Annotated in this window: 18 protein-coding genes, 1 pseudogene and 3 riboswitches; of the genes and pseudogenes, 13 read left to right on the top strand and 6 right to left on the bottom strand. The window is 38.9% G+C overall.

Going from position 1 to position 20206, the window contains the following annotated elements:
* Nucleotides 1–400 (top strand): peptide deformylase (gene def, locus AC52RT_RS02830; RefSeq protein WP_495539346.1); only part of this gene is annotated, 400 nt, incomplete at its 5' end.
* Between the two features lie 45 nt (nt 401–445).
* Here the strand turns inward: def and AC52RT_RS02835 are convergent.
* Nucleotides 446–1141: an SGNH/GDSL hydrolase family protein gene (locus tag AC52RT_RS02835; protein ID WP_495539347.1), complete on the bottom strand. Its 696-nt coding sequence runs from the start codon at nt 1139–1141 to the stop codon at nt 446–448.
* Nucleotides 1142–1358: 217 nt separating this feature from the next.
* Nucleotides 1359–2876 carry an MDR family MFS transporter gene (locus AC52RT_RS02840; protein WP_495539348.1) on the bottom strand — a complete coding sequence of 506 codons (1518 nt, stop codon included), beginning with the start codon at nt 2874–2876 and terminating at the stop codon, nt 1359–1361.
* A 125-nt stretch (nt 2877–3001) separates the two neighbouring features.
* On the opposite strand from AC52RT_RS02840, the gene AC52RT_RS02845 reads away from it, so the two are divergent.
* The 4 genes from AC52RT_RS02845 (at nt 3002) to AC52RT_RS02860 (ending at nt 7504) form a co-directional block, all read left to right on the top strand.
* Nucleotides 3002–3487, top strand: coding sequence for a MarR family transcriptional regulator (locus tag AC52RT_RS02845; RefSeq protein ID WP_495539349.1), 486 nt, complete (start codon nt 3002–3004; stop codon nt 3485–3487).
* A 99-nt stretch (nt 3488–3586) separates the two neighbouring features.
* On the top strand, nt 3587–4435 hold the full coding sequence (gene efeO / locus AC52RT_RS02850) for an iron uptake system protein EfeO (RefSeq protein ID WP_495539350.1): 849 nt from the start codon (nt 3587–3589) through the stop codon (nt 4433–4435).
* On the top strand, nt 4436–5725 hold the full coding sequence (gene efeB / locus AC52RT_RS02855) for an iron uptake transporter deferrochelatase/peroxidase subunit (protein WP_495539351.1): 1290 nt from the start codon (nt 4436–4438) through the stop codon (nt 5723–5725). It begins immediately after the preceding gene.
* Between the two features lie 33 nt (nt 5726–5758).
* Nucleotides 5759–7504, top strand: a complete 1746-nt coding sequence (locus tag AC52RT_RS02860; RefSeq protein WP_495539352.1) for an FTR1 family iron permease — start codon at nt 5759–5761, stop codon at nt 7502–7504.
* A 25-nt stretch (nt 7505–7529) separates the two neighbouring features.
* On the opposite strand, the gene AC52RT_RS02865 is transcribed toward AC52RT_RS02860, so the two are convergent.
* Nucleotides 7530–7961, bottom strand: a complete 432-nt coding sequence (locus AC52RT_RS02865) for a DUF4395 domain-containing protein (RefSeq protein WP_495539353.1) — start codon at nt 7959–7961, stop codon at nt 7530–7532.
* Nucleotides 7962–8478: 517 nt separating this feature from the next.
* Between AC52RT_RS02865 and AC52RT_RS02870 the strand changes: the two genes are divergently transcribed.
* The 4 genes from AC52RT_RS02870 to AC52RT_RS02885 all read left to right on the top strand — a co-directional run bounded on the left by AC52RT_RS02870 (nt 8479) and on the right by AC52RT_RS02885 (nt 14188).
* On the top strand, nt 8479–8871 hold the full coding sequence (locus AC52RT_RS02870; RefSeq protein WP_495539361.1) for a MerR family transcriptional regulator: 393 nt from the start codon (nt 8479–8481) through the stop codon (nt 8869–8871).
* 148 nt (nt 8872–9019) lie between these two features.
* Nucleotides 9020–10315 (top strand): hemolysin family protein, encoded by a 1296-nt coding sequence (locus AC52RT_RS02875; RefSeq protein WP_495539354.1) that lies wholly within the window; start codon nt 9020–9022, stop codon nt 10313–10315.
* Between the two features lie 199 nt (nt 10316–10514).
* On the top strand, nt 10515–13322 hold the full coding sequence (locus tag AC52RT_RS02880; protein WP_495539355.1) for an ATP-binding protein: 2808 nt from the start codon (nt 10515–10517) through the stop codon (nt 13320–13322).
* A 32-nt stretch (nt 13323–13354) separates the two neighbouring features.
* On the top strand, nt 13355–14188 hold the full coding sequence (locus AC52RT_RS02885) for a CheR family methyltransferase (protein WP_495539362.1): 834 nt from the start codon (nt 13355–13357) through the stop codon (nt 14186–14188).
* A gap of 34 nt (nt 14189–14222) precedes the next feature.
* Here AC52RT_RS02885 and AC52RT_RS02890 read toward each other — a convergent pair whose 3' ends face one another.
* The 3 genes from AC52RT_RS02890 to AC52RT_RS02900 all read right to left on the bottom strand — a co-directional run bounded on the left by AC52RT_RS02890 (nt 14223) and on the right by AC52RT_RS02900 (nt 16671).
* The gene (locus AC52RT_RS02890; RefSeq protein WP_495539356.1) at nt 14223–15365 is read right to left on the bottom strand and encodes a PP2C family protein-serine/threonine phosphatase; all 1143 of its coding nucleotides are present in this window, start codon (nt 15363–15365) and stop codon (nt 14223–14225) included.
* Between the two features lie 313 nt (nt 15366–15678).
* Nucleotides 15679–15843: a CsbD family protein gene (locus AC52RT_RS02895; protein ID WP_081704767.1), complete on the bottom strand. Its 165-nt coding sequence runs from the start codon at nt 15841–15843 to the stop codon at nt 15679–15681.
* A gap of 72 nt (nt 15844–15915) precedes the next feature.
* Nucleotides 15916–16671, bottom strand: coding sequence for an alpha/beta hydrolase (locus AC52RT_RS02900; protein WP_495539357.1), 756 nt, complete (start codon nt 16669–16671; stop codon nt 15916–15918).
* Nucleotides 16672–16730: 59 nt separating this feature from the next.
* Nucleotides 16731–16832: riboswitch (SAM riboswitch) on the bottom strand.
* Nucleotides 16833–17025: 193 nt separating this feature from the next.
* Nucleotides 17026–17130: riboswitch (SAM riboswitch) on the top strand.
* A gap of 84 nt (nt 17131–17214) precedes the next feature.
* Nucleotides 17215–17314: riboswitch (SAM riboswitch) on the top strand.
* A gap of 74 nt (nt 17315–17388) precedes the next feature.
* On the opposite strand from AC52RT_RS02900, the gene AC52RT_RS02905 reads away from it, so the two are divergent.
* The 4 genes and pseudogenes from AC52RT_RS02905 to AC52RT_RS02920 all read left to right on the top strand — a co-directional run.
* A complete protein-coding gene (locus AC52RT_RS02905) occupies nt 17389–18420 on the top strand; it encodes a methionine ABC transporter ATP-binding protein (RefSeq protein ID WP_495539358.1) in 1032 nt (343 codons plus the stop codon).
* The gene (locus tag AC52RT_RS02910; RefSeq protein WP_495539359.1) at nt 18410–19060 is read left to right on the top strand and encodes a methionine ABC transporter permease; all 651 of its coding nucleotides are present in this window, start codon (nt 18410–18412) and stop codon (nt 19058–19060) included. Before AC52RT_RS02905 ends, AC52RT_RS02910 begins: the two co-directional genes overlap by 11 nt.
* 16 nt (nt 19061–19076) lie before the next feature.
* Nucleotides 19077–19907 (top strand): MetQ/NlpA family ABC transporter substrate-binding protein, encoded by an 831-nt coding sequence (locus tag AC52RT_RS02915; RefSeq protein WP_495539360.1) that lies wholly within the window; start codon nt 19077–19079, stop codon nt 19905–19907.
* Between the two features lie 18 nt (nt 19908–19925).
* Nucleotides 19926–20206, top strand: a pseudogene (locus AC52RT_RS02920) (amidohydrolase); the annotation flags it as partial.

Consider the following 20206-nt stretch of genomic DNA (forward strand, 5'->3'; position numbering starts at 1 on the left):
GTACGGACTACGTGCCGGTGTAGGCCTTTCTGCAAATCAGATTGGTCTGAATAAGAGAATGTTTGTGGTCTACTTTACGGATGAAAAAGGTGTCTTGCATGAATACACAATGATTAATCCGAAGATTATTAGTACGTCAACATCAATGACCTATCTGCCGCAAAGCGAAGGATGTTTGTCTGTAGACCGTGAAATTAAGGGATATGTCCCAAGATATGAGCGCATCAAGGTGAAGGCAATAGATATCGAGGGCAAGGAATTCACTATGCGTTTTAAAAAATTCCCGGCAATTGTTTTCCAGCATGAGATGGATCACTTGAACGGTATTATGTTCTATGATCGAATTAATCAAGACAATCCGTTTAAGCTCCCGGAGAATGTTGATATAAACAGTTTATAATTTAGAAAAAAACAGACACCCTGTATGTTTAGGGTGTCTGTTTTTCTAGAAAGTTTCAGATGTGCGGTAATGAGTGTTCAAATCTTGAAAGATTGCTCTGCTCATTTCCTTATATCCTTCAGATGTAAGATGAATGCCGTCATCTGATATCAAATGATTGAGATTACCTGCTTCCTTCAAGTAAGTACGGACATCAATCAGTGTTACATTCAATTCCACTGCTAATTGTTTTAATCGGCGATTATACAACCCATGCCAATGTTCTATTCCGCCAACTCTTGATACCCAGTGGGCAATTGATGGACCATATTGAGCGCAAATTGACCGATAATATCGGGCAGGGTCGAGAGGTGGAAGCGTAATTAAAAACGGAGTAATATGTTTATCCTGAAATTCGGAAATAATCGCAGTCAGATTCTCTACATAACGTTCAATCGGAACAATTGGTTCATGTTCTCCGTCCGGCAGAGCCGCCACTTCATCCCATTTAAAGTTACAGTCATTGCCCCCAACATTAATTAATACCGCATCAGGCTTTTCAGATAGTACATCTTTATCAATACGATTCATCAGAAGGTCTGAATTATCATTAAATACACCTTTATTAATTACTTCTATAGAGGGAAATGATTCAACAAGATTTGCTAGTATATTTGGGTAGTTTTGCTTTATAATTCTCAGTCTGCCTTTTACAATGGATATTCCTCTAGTTAGACTGTCACCAAAACAAATAATCTTCAATTGGTCTCTCTCCTATCCGTTCCTAACTCTTCTTTTAGTTTAGTGGCAATTCCTATATTCGACAATGGATATGACTTCCTAAATGTTGAGAATTGGTGAATTTTTTCTTAAAGCATGCTGACGGAGTTTACCCGTGCAGAGGTTTCATTTTCAGCTTATATACCCACGAATCGACGAAAAAAAACAACCCTCTAAATAAGAGGGCTGCTTAGTTTATTTAGTTGTTTTGTTCAATCTTTGGTTCCGCTTCAACACGGGCATTGCCCATGAAGAAGACGGTGATGATTGCTATACCAATTGGAATTAACGCGAGCAAGAACGTTAATGTTATGGAATCCGACAAAGCATTAACAATTTTATCGAGTATCTCAGGTGGAATTTGAGAGCGTGTATCGGATTGGAACAGCTGCCGCGGATCGTCGAAATTCATAGCTGCTCCCTGACCACCCATTCCTTTGAACGATTCCGCCATTTTATTAGCAAATGAATTCGTCTGAATAGCTCCAAAAATGGTGATTCCGAGCGTCATCCCGAAAGAACGCAGGAAAGAGTTGGTCGAGTTAGCTGAGCCGCGATAACGCGGGTCAAGTTTGTGGATGGAGGCAGTCGGTAACAGTGAAAAGGAGAAACCAACGCCAAATCCGACAATGATCATATAAATCGTCAACAGTGTTCTGCTAGTATCAGGTGTTAATGTGCCAAGCAAGAGCATTCCTGCAAAGAATGAAAAGACAGATACTATCATAAGGGTGCGGAAGCTTGTTTTCGTTTGGAATATCCCTCCGCCGGCGCTGCCTAGAACGCTTCCAAGCATCATTGGCATTAAGATTAAGCCTGCATTTGTAGCAGAACCGCCATAAACAGCTTGAACAAAGATTGGAATATATACGGTCAGTATAATAAATGTAGCACCGTAAAGAATCGCAAGGATTTGTGAGGTAGCGAATAATCGTTTTTTAAACATCCAAAACGAAATGATTGGATCACTTGCTCTTCTTTCAAAATAGAAGAAAAGGATAAAAAACAGAGCAAAACTTGCGAACAGGGAGATAATTGGAGTAGAGCTCCAACCATATTGTCCGCCTAACTCCAGCGCAAACATTAAGCTGACAACCGAAATAACAAGGGTACCCGCACCGCCCCAATCAATTTTTTGTTCTTTATGTGAAGAAGATTCTTTATAATAAGTAACAATAAAGAATAATGACACAAGACCAATAGGTACATTCACATAAAAGATCCAATGCCAGCTTAGGGTTTCAGTAATAAAAGCACCCAATAAAGGGCCAAGAACACTTGAAATACCAAAGACGGCACCCAGAAGAGCAGTCATTTTTCCGCGTTTATTAGCTGGGAAAATATCAAATACAATGGTAAAAGCAATCGGCATCAATGCGCCGCCTCCTATACCCTGAATCGCCCGAAAAATACTGAGCTGCGTCATAGACTGGGCCAATCCGCATAAGGAAGATCCGATTAAAAACATGACTAGACCAAAAATAAAAAAACGTTTCCGTCCGTACATATCGGATAGTTTACCGAATATGGGCATTCCAGCCATCGTTGCGACAAGGTAGGCAGAGGTAACCCAGACAAATTTATCAAAATCACCTAAATCAGATACGATAGTACCCATAGCCGTAGAGACAATGGTGTTGTCCATAGATGCCATGAAAATTCCCAGTAATAGACCGGCGACAATGAATGATTGCTTATTATTTTTTTCAGCTAGCAAAAGGCTCTCCTCCTTAGTTGGGTATTACTTGCTTTTGTACTTAGTGAAATGTATACGTTAGAATGAGTAAAAAAAAATATCTTGATCATCAAGATAAGTTCAAGTTTAGTTGGAGGGACAAGCTAATGTCAAGAGATAACAGCAGAAAAACGGATCAGATAGAGAGTTTGACACAACTACTGCGAAAGTACGGAATGAGGTCTGTTTTGTTTCAACAAAATATGGCCTTAAAACTTGGAGTTTTTCCTACTGATCTTAAGACAGCAGATATCTTGAATGAAACCGGACCGATCACAGCGGGTGAGCTTGCCAGAATTACCGGTTTAAGTACAGGTGCAGTAACAGCACTCATCGATCGCCTTGAAAAGGCAGGCATTGTCATGCGTGAAAAGGACCCTAATGATGGACGCAGGGTCGTTATTGCACCTGTTTCAAAACGTCATCAAGAAATCTTGGGACATTATCAAACGCTGGCACAGGCTACGAAAGTAATATGTGTGGATTATAATGAAAAAGAAATGGATTTAATTCTTACCTTTATCCGTAATATCACGACGATCATGGAAGAAGAACTTGAAAAATTAACAATAGAACGGGATGGCGGCATATAGGCAAAAGTCTAAAAAAATTTAATTGAAAATGATTATCAATATCTGTTAGAATGATAAAGGAAATTAAGACGGGATAAAATGACAAGGGAGTTTTGGGGTATGAATACAATTAAATCCACCGTGGCCGTTCTATTGTCTACGAGTTTATTATTTGGGTGTGGACAAAAAGAAGAAGCAAAGCCAGCTACAGATAATTCGAAGAAAACAGTGGCAGCAACAAGCAATTTAGATAAAATTTCAACTGAATATAGAGACTATGCCATTCATGAGATTGAGGAGTTTGTAAAAGAAACAGAAGCATTTACAAATGCCGTTATCTCAGGAGATATTGAGAAGGCAAAGGAATTATATGCACCTGCAAGAATGCATTATGAACGGGCTGAGCCAATAGCTGAGGTATTCGGCGATCTTGATCCGAAAATCGATGCACGTGATGGTGATGTGGATGAGAAAGACTGGGGCGGTTATCACCGTATTGAGCAAGGCTTATGGGAAGAAAACACAACTAAAGGGTATGAAGGATATGCTGAACAGTTAATGAAAGATGTTAACTTGCTTCGTGCAAAGGTTGAAACGGTTGAAGTAACACCTGAATTATTAATAACGGGTGCAGTGGATCTTTTAAATGAAGTGTCAACCTCAAAAGTAACGGGAGAAGAAGATCGCTATTCTCATACAGATTTATATGATTTTGCTGCCAATGTTCAAGGAGCAGAAAAAATCTTTTCTATATTAACTCCAGCTCTTAAGGAAAAAGACGAAGCGCTAGTGACGGAGATTGATACTCGATTTGCTGCCGTTTACAATCTATTAAACGAGCAGAAGCAAGGGGAAGATTATACCCTTTATGATAAATTGGATAAGCAAGAAATTAAAGAGTTAAGTCAGTCAATTGATGCTCTTGCTGAACCTCTTTCTCAGATTGGAATTGTAACGGAGGAATCTTAAGTGAGTGATTCATCTATTAATGAAAATGAATCAGCGTCTCTTTTGTCAAAAAAAGTAACCAGACGGGATATGCTTAAAACAGCGGGAATCGGGGGAGTCGGCGTACTGATTGGCGCTGCTGGAATAGGAGGCGTGATGTCTCTTTCTACTGCAGCTGAAGGGAATAAGAGGAAAGATACAGTTCCTTTATACGGCGCGCATCAGGCAGGTATCGTAACTGCCATGCAGGATAACTTGTATTTCGCCTCTCTCGAAGTTACGACTACCGATAAAACTGAACTAATTAAGCTATTTAAGGATTGGACAGTGGCAGCGGCGAACCTTATGGAAGGAAAACCAGTGGGTGATTTATCATCTAATGGATTCTTACCACCTAAGGATACTGGAGAAGCTGAGGGGCTGTCTCCAGCTAACTTAACGATAACATTTGGCGTAGGTCCATCCCTTTTTGTTAAAGACGGCAAAAACCGATTTGGTTTACAGTCAAAACAGCCTAAGGAGCTTCGGGATTTGCCGAAATTTTCTTTTGATGCCTTAGACGAATCATGGTGTGGCGGTGACATTTGCATTCAAGCTTGTGCGGATGATCCACAGGTTGCCTTTCACGCAGTACGGAATTTAGTACGAATCGCAAGAGGGAAACTAATCATTCACTGGGCACAGACTGGGTTTCAACGAACTAAATCAGCCGGTAATATAAAGGAAACGCCGCGTAACCTGTTTGGATTTAAAGATGGAACCGTCAATCCTGATATAAACAAGGAAAAGGATATGCAACATGTATGGGTTCAGCCTGGAGATGGTCCTAACTGGCTTGTGGGCGGAAGTTATATGGCTGTTCGGCGTATTCAAATGTACATTGAGGTCTGGGACCGAACGACTTTAAAGGATCAGGAAGAAACCTTTGGCCGTAAGCGAATGAGTGGAGCGCCGCTCGGTAAAGAACTAGAATTTGATGAAGCAGATTTAGAAGAAAAAGATGTAAATGGAAGGCTCATTGTTCCAGAGACTGCGCATATGCGGCTTGCCCGCGGAGATGGTTCGCAGCAAATATTAAGACGTTCGTATTCGTATGCGGGTGGAATGGATCCAAAAACAGGAAGTATTGATGCGGGCTTATTATTTATCTCCTTTCAGAGAAGTCCAAGCAAGCAATTCATTCCCATGCAGCAGAGGCTTGCCGGCAATGACAAATTAAATGAATATATCATTCATCGAGGCAGCGCTTTGTTTGCATGCTTACCTGGAGTAAAAAAAGGTGGATATATCGGAGAGACACTTTTCAATTAAAGTGTCTCCTTTTTAAAGGAGTGCGAGTAGGCAATGCTAGTAAGTAAGTGGAAACAGTGGCTCGGGTGTATGATCGTTGGACTTATTCTCTCAGTATCAATCCCGCTGGTGGTTCAGGCTGAAACGAATCATGATGAGCTATTTATCTATATCGGTGATAGCTTGATGAAAGCTAAAAATGGGGAAAAAGAGATTGTTGTCAGTAACATGAATGATTTTGAAAAGGAATGGCAAAGAACTCGAACAGACAGCGAGCAAGCAGCTGTTGTGGATCAACAGCTGCTTGCAGTAAAAAAGGCACTAAAGGAACAAGAAGATACTCAGAATCTAAAACCGTTATTATCAGCTCTTTCAAGTGCAGTCATAGCGTATGATATCGAACAAAATCCAGTAGATAAAAGCAATCATAAAGATACTGTAAAGCAGTTGCTGCCTTTTATCTCGGAATTGGATAGGTCCATCGCGGGTCAGGACTATGAAAAGGCGAAAAAGGATTATCAAGTACTTTTAACGCTCTGGAATAAAGAAGTAGAGAGTATTGTTCGTGAAGAAAGTGTCGTTACATATGGTGAAATGGAAAAATATATGGCCTTTGTTCGTATCGGTATTACGCAAGAACCAGCCGATCAGGATAAGGCAGTAACTAATCTTGGTCATCTAAGAACGTCAATAGATAATTTTCTCTCTGGAAATGTGAAAAAGGTGGAAGCAACTAGCTATTCATTGTCGGATGTTACCGATCTTTTACAAGCTAGCGGCCAAGCAATGAAGAAAAATGATCTTCCTAAAGCAGTCGACAAATTAAATGAGATTTTAACCATTTGGCCGATGGTCGAGGGGGATGTATCAACCCGAGACAGTAAGCTTTACAGTGATATGGAAACAAAGGTGCCAACGGCTATCAGTTTGCTGGAATCCGAAAAAGTTAAAGCGGAAGAAGCTCAGACTATTATTGAGGACTTACATGAAAGGCTGCTGCCGCTTATTTCAGAGACGAGCTATTCAACGTGGGATGCCGCCTTAATTCTCCTTCGTGAAGGTCTTGAAGCCTTGCTGATTGTGGCTACGCTGCTAGCCTTTTTGAAAAAAGTGAACCAGGGAGACAAACAAAAATGGATCTGGGTCGGGGTAGCTGCAGGTTTACTAGCCAGTGCGATATTAGCCATTATTATAAATATTGTCTTTTCAAAAATAACCGCGGCATCCAGTCGAGAATACATCGAAGGGATCACAGGCATTGCGGCTGTTGTGATGATGATCAGCGTTGGAGCGTGGCTTCATAGTAAAGCAAATGTGAAAGCATGGAATCGCTATATAAACAAACAGATGACTCAAGCGATTACTACTGGAAGCGTTATATCTTTTGCTTTGGTCAGCTTTTTGTCCATTTTCCGTGAAGGAGCAGAGACCATCATTTTCTATGCGGGTATGTCACCGTATATGAGTATGAAGCAGCTTCTGACTGGAATTGTCCTTGCCTTAGTCATTTTAATTGTGACGGGTGTATTAATCATGAGGTATAGTGTGAAAATTCCCATCAATTTATTCTTTAAAGCAGCGTCAGTCTTTATCTATCTATTAGCTTTTAAAATACTCGGTGTTAGTGTTCATGCACTACAAGTATCAAAGACGATATCAATACATACACTTCATTCATTCCCATTTATCGATTGGATCGGTCTTTATCCAACAGTAGAAACGCTTTTACCACAGCTTGTTTTACTTCTTATTATTCTCTTTACGGGAATTTGGATAAATAAACGGAATCGGACAGCATAAAAAAAGTTCCCAAAGGGAACTTTTTTTATGCCTTTAATGAACGCCGGTGTCGATACTGCTGCCATTGAAAACGGATAAAGCAGCCAATACAGAAACCGAGAATAGCAACAAATGAGGCGGTAGCAACCATGACTGTAAACACATAGCCTGCCAAATTCCAGTTCATTAGGAAACTAAATAAACCAAACCCCAGGAAGATGACTGCGATAACTTGATTAAATTGCTGTTGGACATGCTCCTCTGGGATGTATTCAGAAGGTCTCTTTTTCAAGAAAAGTTTTGCGAATCTCATAATAGGGTTAAAATCAAACAGTAAACCAAGCAGTCCGAAGACGAATGGAATAGCTAAGATCCATTCTTGGCCAGTAATCCAGGTGATGAGCACACTTAGGAAGATAAACCATTGGTTGGTTCTCACCAAAGGCTGTGGTACCGTACGTATAGGGGTATTTATCATAAACCCAACCTTTCAGATGTGTTTTATCTATTAAAGCACGATACGGGTTGTTTTGGAAATGCCTTTATTTATATTATAATAATTCTAAATAAGTATTGATTATTGTTTTAAAGTGGTATACTATATTTATAAATAAAAAAAGAGTATAAATCTGAAGGAGGAAGTATGATGGCAGTGAAAATTTGCGATACATGCGGAACACCAATAAAGAAATTAAAACACTCGGTATTATGTCAATGTGGTCCAAAGATTTTAACTGGACATCATGCTTCAAAAGGCAAGAAGTAAAGATTGCTGATCTCTAAAGAGTTCAAAGGCTGATGGTTTTCCTCGGAAAACGGTTGGCCTTTTTCGTTTCTTACTACTTTCCACTAAAAACGTTTGTAAAAAAAGTAGATATTCTTATTCAAAACAGTGAATATAATGTAAGATGGTAGTAAGTATTTTTATTTTTAAAAAGCTGCAAACCATCACGTTATAGTTAGGGGGAAATTACATTGGGATCGAGAATCTGAAAATAGGTGAACTAGCACAATTAGCAAATGTTACAAAACGAACTGTTGATTACTACACTAACCTTGGGTTGTTACAAGCAAGACGGTCCTCATCTAATTACCGCTATTATACGGAAGATGAGGTAGTACGATTGCGGCTAATTGTGGAATATAAACGTAATAAATATACACTTGACGAAATAAAAGCGTTATTGCTGCAAAAGGAACAAGAGGAAAATGACGTTCAACAAGCAGGACACGAGCTTACATGTAAGCTGACTCATATAAATCAAGAACTAAAAGAAGTGATTTCTTTTCTTGAGAAAAATAAACATAATCAACTCATGTTGAATAAGCATGTTTCGCATGAAAGCTTAACATTAATACAATCATTAACTGCTCTCGTTTTATTATAAGCAGGGTTTTGGGAGATGTTAATGATATGAGATTACAATCTAAGGTTACCCATACCAACAATACGTAGGAGGTGCTTGGGACATAACTAGCCGCTCTACCTTATGTTATTCATGCAGAGGGAATGATAGGTTGGTTTACCCGCACACATTGGAAATTACGATAAAATTATTAGCAGTTGCTTTATTAATAGCATTAACAGCATTTTTTGTCGCATCAGAATTTGCGATTGTTAAAGTAAGAACATCCCGTATCAATCAGTTAATTGAAGAAGGAAATACGTCGGCTATTGCTGCCAAACGTGTTATTAGTCATCTCGATCAATATTTATCAGCTTGTCAGTTAGGGATTACTGTGACAGCACTAGGGCTTGGGTGGTTAGGGGAACCTACCGTAGAGCTAATCTTACACCCGTTGTTTGAGAAAATGGAATTGGATGAGTCTATCTCAGGTATACTTGCATTCGTCGTTGCGTTTGCATCAGTAACTTTCCTTCATGTTGTTATCGGTGAATTGGCTCCGAAAACAGTGGCCATTCAGAAAGCTGAACAAATAACGCTATTGTTTTCAAAACCATTGATATGGTTTTACCGGATCATGTTTCCGTTCATTTGGGTTTTAAACGGTTCAGCACAAATTTTAACTGGATTTTTCGGGATAAAATCAGCCTCTGAACAAGAATCAGCACACTCTGAAGAAGAACTTCGGATTATCTTGTCAGAAAGCTATAAAAGCGGCGAAATTAATCAATCTGAGTATAAATATGTAAATAAAATTTTTGAATTTGATAATCGTAATGCTAATGAAATTATGGTTCCCCGTACGGAAGTGGTGGCCATTGAAAAAGGAACGTCACTATTGGATGTTATTGAAATTGTTCAGCAGGAGCAATTTACCCGCTATCCTGTTATTGAAGGTGACAAAGACAATGTCATCGGAATGGTTAACATTAAACGTCTGTATACAGCGACCATTACAGAAGAGCACGTTGCCGAACTGCAAATTGATGATTTTATTGCACCAGTTATTCGTGTCCTTGAAACAATTCCGATTCATGATTTATTACTAAAGATGCAAAAAGAACGGATTCATATGGCTATTTTAACTGATGAGTATGGCGGAACAGCCGGTTTAGTAACGGTTGAGGATATATTGGAGGAAATCGTAGGGGAAATTAGAGACGAGTTCGACCAAGATGAACGTCCACTTATTCAAAAGATTAAAGAAAACCATTATCTGTTTGACGCCAAAATGCTTATACAAGATGTAAGTGATATGCTAGGCATTTCGCTTCCAGAAGAAGATATTGATACACTCGGTGGATGGATATTGACAGGAAGATATGACGTAGCAATTGGTGATAAAGTGGAATATGAAGGGTATGAATTTACTGTTAAAGAAATGGATGGCCACCATGTTTTATATATAGAGGCTAATAAGCTATAAGTAGTGACCGGAGGCAAAAGCTTCCGGTTTTTCTTTTGGGTTAGAACGTGATATTGTAGGAATGAATTTACCAATAATATCCCACGTTTTGCACTACTGTTCTTACGCTAATAATGATAAAATAGGAATATCTATGACTATCTACACTTCGATCAAGAACATAGATTGAAATATTACTAATAGGGAAGCAGGAGATAAGATGAGTTTTAAAAAGAAACAGCTAATAGGCTTCGGACTAATCTTGCTTTTTTTAGCGGTGTTGCTTACTGGCATTATCTTTATGCTTAATAGTATAAAGAGTGATATGACTGAAATTGTAGAAGATCGGTATTACAAAGCGCAAAGTTCTATGGAGATCCGTCAGCTTTTTTCACGTTCGGATCGAGAAGTACTGTTTGCAGTAAATGAAGCAAATAAGAAGGAAGCAATGGCGAGCATTGAAATTGTAGAAGAAAATCATAAAGCAATTAATGCAAAGATTGCTGAGTTATCTAGTATATTAAATACGGTAAAAGCGGAACAGCTGCTTAAACAGGTAGAAACTGATTATGCCTCTTATCGTTTGACTGAAGCAGATATTGTGCAGAGTGTTAAAGGTTCTTCTGCAGTGTCACTGACAAGATTGATGGCAGATCAAAGCAGTAAGCGTCTGAAAGTCATGGAGAGTATTGAAGACTTCAAAGATTATCAGGAAAGCTTAATGAATAATGCACTGAGTGAAGCAACAACAACATACAATGATTTGATTAATTTTATTATTATTGCGGTTAGTTTAAGTATTATAGTCATCGCAGCAACGGTGATTTGGATGATAAAGAGTACATCGAATAACTTACAGTCTATTACTGAAGTTATTAAGCAAATTGACTTTAAAAATTTATCGAACTTACCAAGGATTTCTGTTCAAACAAATGACGAAATAGGTGAAATTGCTGAGTCGTTTAATGAGATGGCAGGTTCTCTGGAAACATATAATAAAAAAGAAAAAGAATTTACAAGCAAGATCAGCAATCAAAATTGGGTTCAAACAAGACTGGCTGATATGGCCACGATGTACCAAAGGATTGTGGATATGGAAGCACTGGGTCATCGTTTCATAACGCGTCTAACTCCTATGATGGGGGCATCACTTGGTGCGTTTTATGTTAAACGCGGTCAAGGTGAAGATACAACCTTTGTTAAACTGTCTTCATTTGCAGGAAATGGGGAAGAAGCAGGCCGAGTAGAATTCAAGCCGGGTGAAGGCCTCATTGGACAATGTATTCTGGAGAAGCGTTCACAGATTATTAACCATGTACCCGATGATTTTAAAGTGGTGACAACCGGTTTAGGTGAAGCGAAGCCTAAGAGTATTTTTATTACGCCAGTCATCTTTGAAGAAGAAGTGATTGCTGTAATTGAGCTTGGCAGTTTAGAACCATTCACTGAACAACAACAAACTTTATTGAGTAGAGTTGTCGAAACATTGGGGATCACAATTAATAGTGTTCAGGGACGAATGGAAATTGAACGTCTATTGAAGGAATCACAAGCTCAAACAGAAGAATTACAGGCTCAGTCAGAAGAGCTGCAAGCACAATCAGAAGAAATGCAGGCGCAATCAGAAGAACTTCAGACACAAGCTGAAGAATTACGAATGATCAACGAACAGCTTGAAGAACGAAACCGTGATACTGAAGAGAAATCTAAGGAATTACAACGAGTTAAAGTAAGCTTAGAAGCTCAAACTGAAGAGCTTAAATTAAGCTCAAAGTATAAATCTGAATTCCTGGCAAACATGTCACATGAATTACGTACTCCATTGAATAGTATCCTTATACTATCTGAAATGTTATCTGATCAGACTGAGACGGGTCTTTCAAGTGAACAACAGGAATTTGCCCGCGTGATTAACACGTCAGGTCAAGACCTTCTATCGTTAATAAATGATATTTTGGATTTATCCAAAGTTGAAGTTGGGAAACTGGATGTTGTATTTGAAGAAACCAACCTTAGTGAGCTTCCTGACTCGTTAATTCGTAATTTTGAGCACGTGGCAGCTAAAAAGGGATTAGAATTTACTGTGAAAAAAGATAAGAATGTACCAGATATCTTCTTTACCGACCAACAGCGTTTCCAGCAGATTTTAAAAAACCTGCTTTCAAATGCAATTAAATTCACAGAAGAAGGATCTGTTTCTGTCCACATTAAACTTGCTGAAGAAGAGCAGGTTGCACAGTTTATCAATACTAGCGGGGCAAATAATTGGGTTGAAATTAAAGTGGCAGATACTGGAATTGGTATTCCGAAAGAAAAACAAGAACAGATTTTTGAATCATTCCAGCAGGTAAACGGCGCCACTATGAGAAAATACGGCGGTACAGGACTTGGTCTTTCGATATGTCGAGAATTTGCAAAACTTCTTGGCGGTTGGGTAATCGTAGATAGTGAAGAAGGCCGAGGCAGTGAATTTACGTTATTTATTCCGAGCCTTCCAGAAGGTGTAAGCGGAGAAAACAGCGCTGCTGCACAAATAGAGGAAGTGGCTGCGGGGACGGCCGTGCCATCAGCTGAAACGAATGTCGAAATTCAGATTAATATCAGTGATGATGATGATGATGAAATAATTTTGGATACTAATACGACTAACTTATTTAAAAATAAAAAGGTGCTAGTTGTAGATGACGATCACCGGAATATTTATGCATTAAAATATGCCTTAGAGCGCGAAGGAATGGAAATCATTACTGCTGAAAATGGTATGGAATGTTTGGAAATCCTAAAAAATGGTTATAGTATTGACGCAATATTAATGGATATTATGATGCCTGAGATGGATGGATATGAAACCATGCGTCGTATACGGAGTGAAGGGATTTATGAAGAATTGCCGATAATTGCGTTGACAGCAAAAGCGATGAAAGGCGATCGAGAGAAATGCTTGAAGGCTGGGGCATCGGATTATGTAAGTAAACCATTGAAAATGGATCAGCTTCTTTCTGTATTACGGGTATGGCTGACGAATTAACAGGGGAAATAGAAAAGGCAGGCGGTACGTTCATGAAGGACCAATTGAACCAAGAAGAACGGGAAGAACTGGAGATAGACTTATTGCTTCAAGCCGTTTATCGGGTTTCTGGTTTTGACTTTAACCAGTATATGAGGTCTTCGATTAAAAGGCGTATTGATAATCGTATGAGGCTTGACCGAGTCCGTACGATTAGCGGTATGATAGAAAAAGTATTGTATGATAAAGGGTTTGTCGAGAAATTGATAAGTGACTTCTCGATTAATGTTACGGAAATGTTTCGGGACCCAGATTTTTTCAAATCATTTCGGACTAAAGTTATCCCTATTCTTCGGGAATTTCCTGAAATAAGAATATGGCATGCTGGTTGTTCAACAGGAGAAGAAGCCTTTTCAATGGCTATTCTTCTCGAGGAAGAAGGTCTGTATGATCGCTCGAAGATTTACGCTACTGACATGAATGAAAGAGTTCTCGAACAAGCTGGAAAAGGTATTCTTCCCTTGAATAGAATGCAGTCGTACACGAAGAATTATCTGCAATCAGGCGGTAGTCAGGCTTTTTCTGAGTACTATACTACAGATTATCAATTTGCCTACTTGAATCCATTGCTGCTGAAAAATATCACCTTTTTTCAGCATAATCTTGTTACAGACGGTTCGTTTAATGAATTTCATGTCATTATGTGCCGGAACGTAATGATTTATTTCAACAGCGAATTGCAGGAAAGCGTTAATCAACTATTTTATGATAGTTTATGTAAAGGTGGATTCCTAGGAGTAGGAAACAAAGAAACATTAAGAACCATGGATTACTCTGAAAAATATTCCGACTTTGACTGCAGAGAAAAAATATATAAAAAATTATAAAAAACGAGTATGCCCTTAAGGCATACTCGTTTTTTTAATGGGCTTGGATAAACACTACGCACATATCATCGGGTTGATCTTGCTGAAATTCTTGGGGCAAGACGAAGTTTATTGGCTCTTCGTTCGAACAATCAAGCCATTTCTCTGATACGACTGCTTTCAGTTGTTCAAGACCATCGGTTCCTTCCTTTTCAACAGCTTCCATTACACCATCGGTAAATAAAAGTAGTTGAATTTTATCTTTATAGGAAAGAGTTGCTTTCTCAATTTTCATTTCAGGGAAGAATCCGACGGGACAGCTTCCAATGGATAGAGGATGAATCTCTCCATCATCAATTCTAGCAAAACCAGGAGGATGCCCTGCATTCACATATTCCACTGTTTTCTCGTTGGTATCAATGATCATATAGATAGCTGTGAAATAATAATGCACTTCATTATCTTCTTTATTAAGAAGATTCATCCACCGGTTTAATTCTGTTATGACGGCTGTAGGATCTGTATGGGTACGGATCGCATCGCGCAATACAGAAGAAATAAACATACATACGAGTGAGGCAGTAATTCCGTGTCCCATCATATCTAATAGGATGATAGCGTAACGGTCTTTATCGATTTGGTGCCAGTAGTACATATCACCCGCGAGTTTGTTGGCAGGTAAATAAGACGCCTTAATGAGCAGGTGATCATTTGCAACCGGTTCACTCAATAAACTGCTTTGTACCTGCATGGATAAGTCAAGCTCATTGCGAATTTTTTCATCCTGCATTCGATGCCAGTCTTTTTCATATTTTAAACGAAGACCAACTCGAATTCGTGCGAGCAGGTCGATTTTGTTGATAGGCTTTAATATATAATCAATTCCGCCGACATCTAAGGCTTCTGCTACCTTATTAGAATCTTCGAGGGCGGTAACAAAGATGACTGGAATATCTTTTAAATGTGGAATACTTTGAAGCTTTCTGCAAGCTGTAATTCCATCGATATCAGGCATCATAATGTCGAGGAGAATAATATCGACTGTTGACTCTTTAGGAATGGGGCTGTCCACCTGTAAGTAATCATACATTTCTTGAGCCGAAGTCAAGGAGGTGAAGTCTTCATATCCCGCACGCTTTAAAATTTTTTCTATAACAAAAAGATTTACCTGATTGTCATCAACGATTAGAATTTTCATTCTCTGCTTCTCCTTTAGACTTAACAAAAAATACGTAATAAATGATTGGGTATAGAATCAAGTAGGTTATTTGTTAGATAATGGTGTAATATTTTTATTATAACGTACTTTTGTATACAAATATAATTAGAGAGTATTGAAAATCAAGATAAGCAACCATAAAAAAACATGGCTCAAGTCAAAAGAGCCATGAGAGCAAAATGCCTATATACACTTCATTTACCCTGCTGACATAAAAATAAACCTATTTTTATTGTTTTTTGAATTAAAAAACCGGCTCCACTTAGGGAGCCGGTTTTTATATGGTTATAGCTTAATCTTTTAATTTTCCGATACCTTTTTGAATACTGCCTTTTACTTTATCTGCTTTTCCTTCTGCTTGTAGGGAAGGATCATTCTGTGCGTTACCAGCTTGATCTTTGGCCTCGCCTTTGACTTTATTTACAGTGCCTTTTACCTTATCAGATAATCCACTCATATAAAATTCCTCCTCTTTAGCGTGATAATATACTTTACCCGGTTTGGGGAGAGAGTAAACAATTTTGGATTATTATGAAGCCATTTTTTTATGGACATGCCGCTCTATAAAGGAAAGTGATGCCTCCACAATTTTATCTTTATCATAGTCTAGGGATGCTACATGATAGGAAGAAGGTAAATCGATACGTTCCTTTTCAGTGGATGCGATGCTTTTGAAAATCTCGATCGAGCAATAAGACGGAACAACGTGGTCATCAGGTGAGCTGCATATGAGAACAGGACAGGAAACGTGATGGAGCTTTTGCCGTAAATTTTGCATTAAAAGCAGTAATTGTTGAACTGCTTTAAGCGGAACTGAGGGGTAAGTAATTTCATACGCAGCAGGATCATGAATATCTGGTTTTCCCTCTAGAATGAACCTCGGTGCATCTGCGTGTTTAAATGTTTCATACCAAGGGACTTCAAGGGCAGCGTTTAGCGTGATAATGCCGCTGCATGCTTCCGTTTCTGCTAATGTTAAGGCTAATGCGCCGCCCATTGACTGACCCATTACAACTATATTTGAACAGGTTTTCTTCAGTGTGTTGTATGCATCGTGTATATTTTGAATCCAATCTTGGTAACAACAAGTCTCCATATCTTCTGCGCACGTGCCGTGTCCTTTTAGAAGCGGGGCGTATACAGTGAATCCCGCCTTAGCGAAACATTCACCAATATATGCGATACTTTGCGGGCTACCATTAAAACCGTGACAAATTAGAATCCCAGTATGGTTTCCGGGTATGAAGAATGATTCAGCGCCGGAAATAATCGTCGAGTTTGACATTAGATATTCTCCTTTCAAAATAAAAAACCTTCTTCAAGTTGAGAAGAGGGTTTTAACCGATTTCATCAACCAAAGCATAGCTTTGCTGGTGGGAGCACCTTTCCGTTTGGAGGTTGCTGTGAAGTCTATGAGCCAGTTCTCTCGTTCACTCTTGATATACGTGTATGAAGGGAATTCACTCGAAATTCAATTATTCCCACTTGTTTACTTGGAATAAATCGTATCATATAGCCTAAAAATATGTCAAGACCAGAACATAACGAATTGTTTAAATGATTTTAAAAAAAAGAATAGTCAAAAAGTATGTTGACAAACAAGGTAAGTATTTGTAAGATTGTATTAACTTAATATGCATTCTTATCCAGAGAGGTGTAGGGATTTGGCCCGTCGATACCTCAGCAGCAGATTCTTTTTAGAATACTGTGCTACTTCCAACAAGCATAGCTTGGTAGATAAGAGCGTACTGATCGGATATTTTGATTGGAACCTCTTCTATTTTCAGAAGAGGTTTTTTGTGTGTAAGTGTTAAACAATTATATAAATTTCTTATCCAGAGAAGCTGAGGGACTGGCCCAATGAAGCTTCGGCAGCGGACACTAGTACCGTGCCAATTCCAGCAAGCTTTCAGCTTGAAAGATAAGAAGAGGCAGCCTTTGGGCTGCGTAGACCCTCTTCTTATTTAGAAGAGGGTTTTTTAAATGAGATTGGGGGAGCATCATGATTACATTCGAAGGATTGGAGAAAGAGTACCGCACGAAGGACAAGACGTTTAAGGCTCTTAATGGAATTAACTTAACCATAGAAAAAGGAGAAATATTTGGAGTGATTGGCTTCAGCGGTGCTGGTAAAAGTACATTAATCCGCTGTGTTAATTTCTTAGAAAAGCCGACAGGAGGAAGAGTACTGGTTGATGGGCAAGACCTATTAACGCTATCTCCTTCTACTATCCGAAAAGTAAAAAGGAATATTGGGATGGTCTTTCAGCATTTTAATCTCCTTCAATCAAAAACAGTGTTTGCAAATATCGCAATGCCATTGGTATTAGAAGGAGCACCGAAGAAACAAATCAAACAACGAGTAGAAGAACTGCTAAAGTTCGTTGGATTAAGCGATAAGGCAGGTGCCTATCCAGAACAACTTTCAGGTGGACAAAAACAGCGTGTTGGTATTGCGCGGGCGCTGGCTACACAGCCATCTATTCTGCTTTGTGACGAAGCTACATCGGCACTTGATCCACAAACAACGGGCTCGATTTTAAAACTTTTGAAAAAAATTAATGCCGAATATAAGATAACAATCTTGATGATTACCCATGAAATGTCTGTGATACGAGATATTTGCGACAAGGTCGCTGTGATCGAAGGCGGAGAAATTATTGAATCTGGCACTGTCTTTGATATATTTTCAAATCCCCAAACGAAAACAGCGCAAAACTTTGTTCATTCTGTCCTTAATGATTCCATTCCAGAATCGGTCAGGACTCTTGTTCAAGAACACAATCCAAATGGAAAACTGTTTAAAATAAATTTTGTAGGAGCTTCTTCCGGGCAGCCCTTGTTATCGAAGATTGCTAAGAAGTTCGATGTTGATGTTAACGTGTTATTTGGGAATATTACCGAACTTCAAGGAGTCCCATTTGGGCACTTAATCGTTGAACTTCGCGGACAAGAAAATGAAATTAAACGTGCTTATCTGCATATTCAGCAGGAGAACGTCAGCATACGGGAGGTTATTGCAGATGCGAGTTAGTAATGAAGAAATTATCGAAGCTTTTTGGGAAACCGTTTCAATGGTCAGTATCTCACTATTATTCGCGGTAATTATCGGTCTCCCGCTCGGCATTTTATTAGTCGTTACGAGAAAAGGACATTTATTCGAAAATAGATTTATCTTTTCCATTCTAAGTACAGTGGTTAATATCTTCCGTTCAATTCCGTTTATTATCTTGATGGTGGCAATCGTACCCTTAACAAGATTATTAGTAGGTTCTTCGATTGGAACAGCTGCAGCAGTCGTACCTTTGGTCTTTTATTCTGGACCATATATTGCAAGGTTAATTGAAAACTCCTTGCTCGAAGTTGATTCAGGGGTTATTGAGGCGGCCGAAGCGATGGGAGCAACACCATTTCAAATTATTTTTCGATTCCTTATACCTGAGGCGTTAAGTTCGCTTATTCTGGGAATTACCATCGCGACGATTGGGTTAATTGGAGCCTCTGCAATGGCTGGAGCCGTTGGAGGAGGAGGCTTAGGTGATTTAGCGATTACATATGGTTATCAACGATTTGATACTCAAGTCATGGTCATTACTGTTGTGATTCTTATTCTGATGGTTCAAGGAATGCAGACGTTTGGAAATATACTTGCAAAAAAAATCAGAAGAAACTAACGAGGAGAGTGCAAACATGAAAAAATTATTCTTATTTATCATATTAGCTGTATTTTCGACCGTATTGAGTGCTTGTGGAGATAGTGAAGGATCAGGGGATAAGAAAGAAACAGTGAAAATTGGCATTAGCGGGACAGATGATCGAGTTTGGAAATATGTAGCCGAAAAAGCCGAAAAAGAAGGGATTGAAATTAAACTGGTGAGTTTCTCTGATTATGTGCAGCCAAATGTTGCGCTGGCTGAGGGAGACTTAGATGCAAATTCTTTTCAAACCGTTTCGTATTTCAATGCATTTATTAAAGAACGTAATTTAGATCTAGCGCCTGTTGCCACAACGGTCATTGCACCAATGGGTCTATACTCAGAAAAACATAAAAGCATAGAAGATCTTCCGGATGGCGCCACAATTGCGGTACCGAACGAAGCCACTAATATGGGCAGAGCCTTTTTACTTTTACAAGAAGCTGGATTGATTACCTTGCCTAAGGATTTTGATGGCAATGGATCATTGGATAAAATCTTGGAAAATCCAAAGAACATTAAGATTGAACCAGTGGTAGCTGGGCAAACACCGCGTGTCTTGCCAGACGTGGATGCATCCATTATTAATAATGGAATTGCGGTGGATGCAGGGTTTGATCCTATCAAAGATTCCATTTTTCATGAAGACGCAACGGCAAAACCGTATATAAACATTATTGCTGCTCGAACCGAGGACAAAAATCGTGACGTATTAAAACGCATTGCAGAGCTTTACCAAGAAGATGATGTGCCGAAACTAATAGAAACAGAATTTAAGGGAGCGCAAATTCCAACATTTGTCCCATTAAGTGAAATCGATTATTAAAAGGGAGGACGCCATACTATGACCACAATTACACATGATACTGAACTACTAAAAGCTAGCATCATCTCGAGTATTGAAAATAATAAACAAACGTATCTCACTACCAGTCATCAAATTCATGAACGTCCGGAAATTGGTAATCAAGAATTCTTTGCTTCAGAATTACTGAAAAGTCTTCTTGTATTAGAAGGATTTACAATTGAAAGTAATATAGCTGGACATGAAACAGCTTTTATCGCTAGAAAGAAAGCCGCAAAGCTAGGAGGTCCGGTCATTGGTTTCTTAGCAGAATATGATGC

The sequence above is a fragment of the Peribacillus sp. genome, assembly GCF_059453735.1.

Bases quoted from the DNA above. Each gene is read 5' to 3' on its own strand.
- efeO (WP_495539350.1), top strand. From the start codon at position 3,587: ATGAATACAATTAAATCCACCGTGGCCGTTCTATTGTCTACGAGTTTA.
- AC52RT_RS02860 (WP_495539352.1), top strand. From the start codon at position 5,759: ATGCTAGTAAGTAAGTGGAAACAGTGGCTCGGGTGTATGATCGTTGGA.
- AC52RT_RS02910 (WP_495539359.1), top strand. From the start codon at position 18,410: ATGCGAGTTAGTAATGAAGAAATTATCGAAGCTTTTTGGGAAACCGTT.
- AC52RT_RS02890 (WP_495539356.1), bottom strand. From the start codon at position 15,365: ATGAAAATTCTAATCGTTGATGACAATCAGGTAAATCTTTTTGTTATA.
- AC52RT_RS02885 (WP_495539362.1), top strand. From the start codon at position 13,355: ATGAAGGACCAATTGAACCAAGAAGAACGGGAAGAACTGGAGATAGAC.
- AC52RT_RS02865 (WP_495539353.1), bottom strand. From the start codon at position 7,961: ATGATAAATACCCCTATACGTACGGTACCACAGCCTTTGGTGAGAACC.
- AC52RT_RS02845 (WP_495539349.1), top strand. From the start codon at position 3,002: ATGTCAAGAGATAACAGCAGAAAAACGGATCAGATAGAGAGTTTGACA.
- AC52RT_RS02895 (WP_081704767.1), bottom strand. From the start codon at position 15,843: ATGAGTGGATTATCTGATAAGGTAAAAGGCACTGTAAATAAAGTCAAA.
- AC52RT_RS02880 (WP_495539355.1), top strand. From the start codon at position 10,515: ATGAGTTTTAAAAAGAAACAGCTAATAGGCTTCGGACTAATCTTGCTT.
- AC52RT_RS02900 (WP_495539357.1), bottom strand. From the start codon at position 16,671: ATGTCAAACTCGACGATTATTTCCGGCGCTGAATCATTCTTCATACCC.
- AC52RT_RS02915 (WP_495539360.1), top strand. From the start codon at position 19,077: ATGAAAAAATTATTCTTATTTATCATATTAGCTGTATTTTCGACCGTA.
- AC52RT_RS02905 (WP_495539358.1), top strand. From the start codon at position 17,389: ATGATTACATTCGAAGGATTGGAGAAAGAGTACCGCACGAAGGACAAG.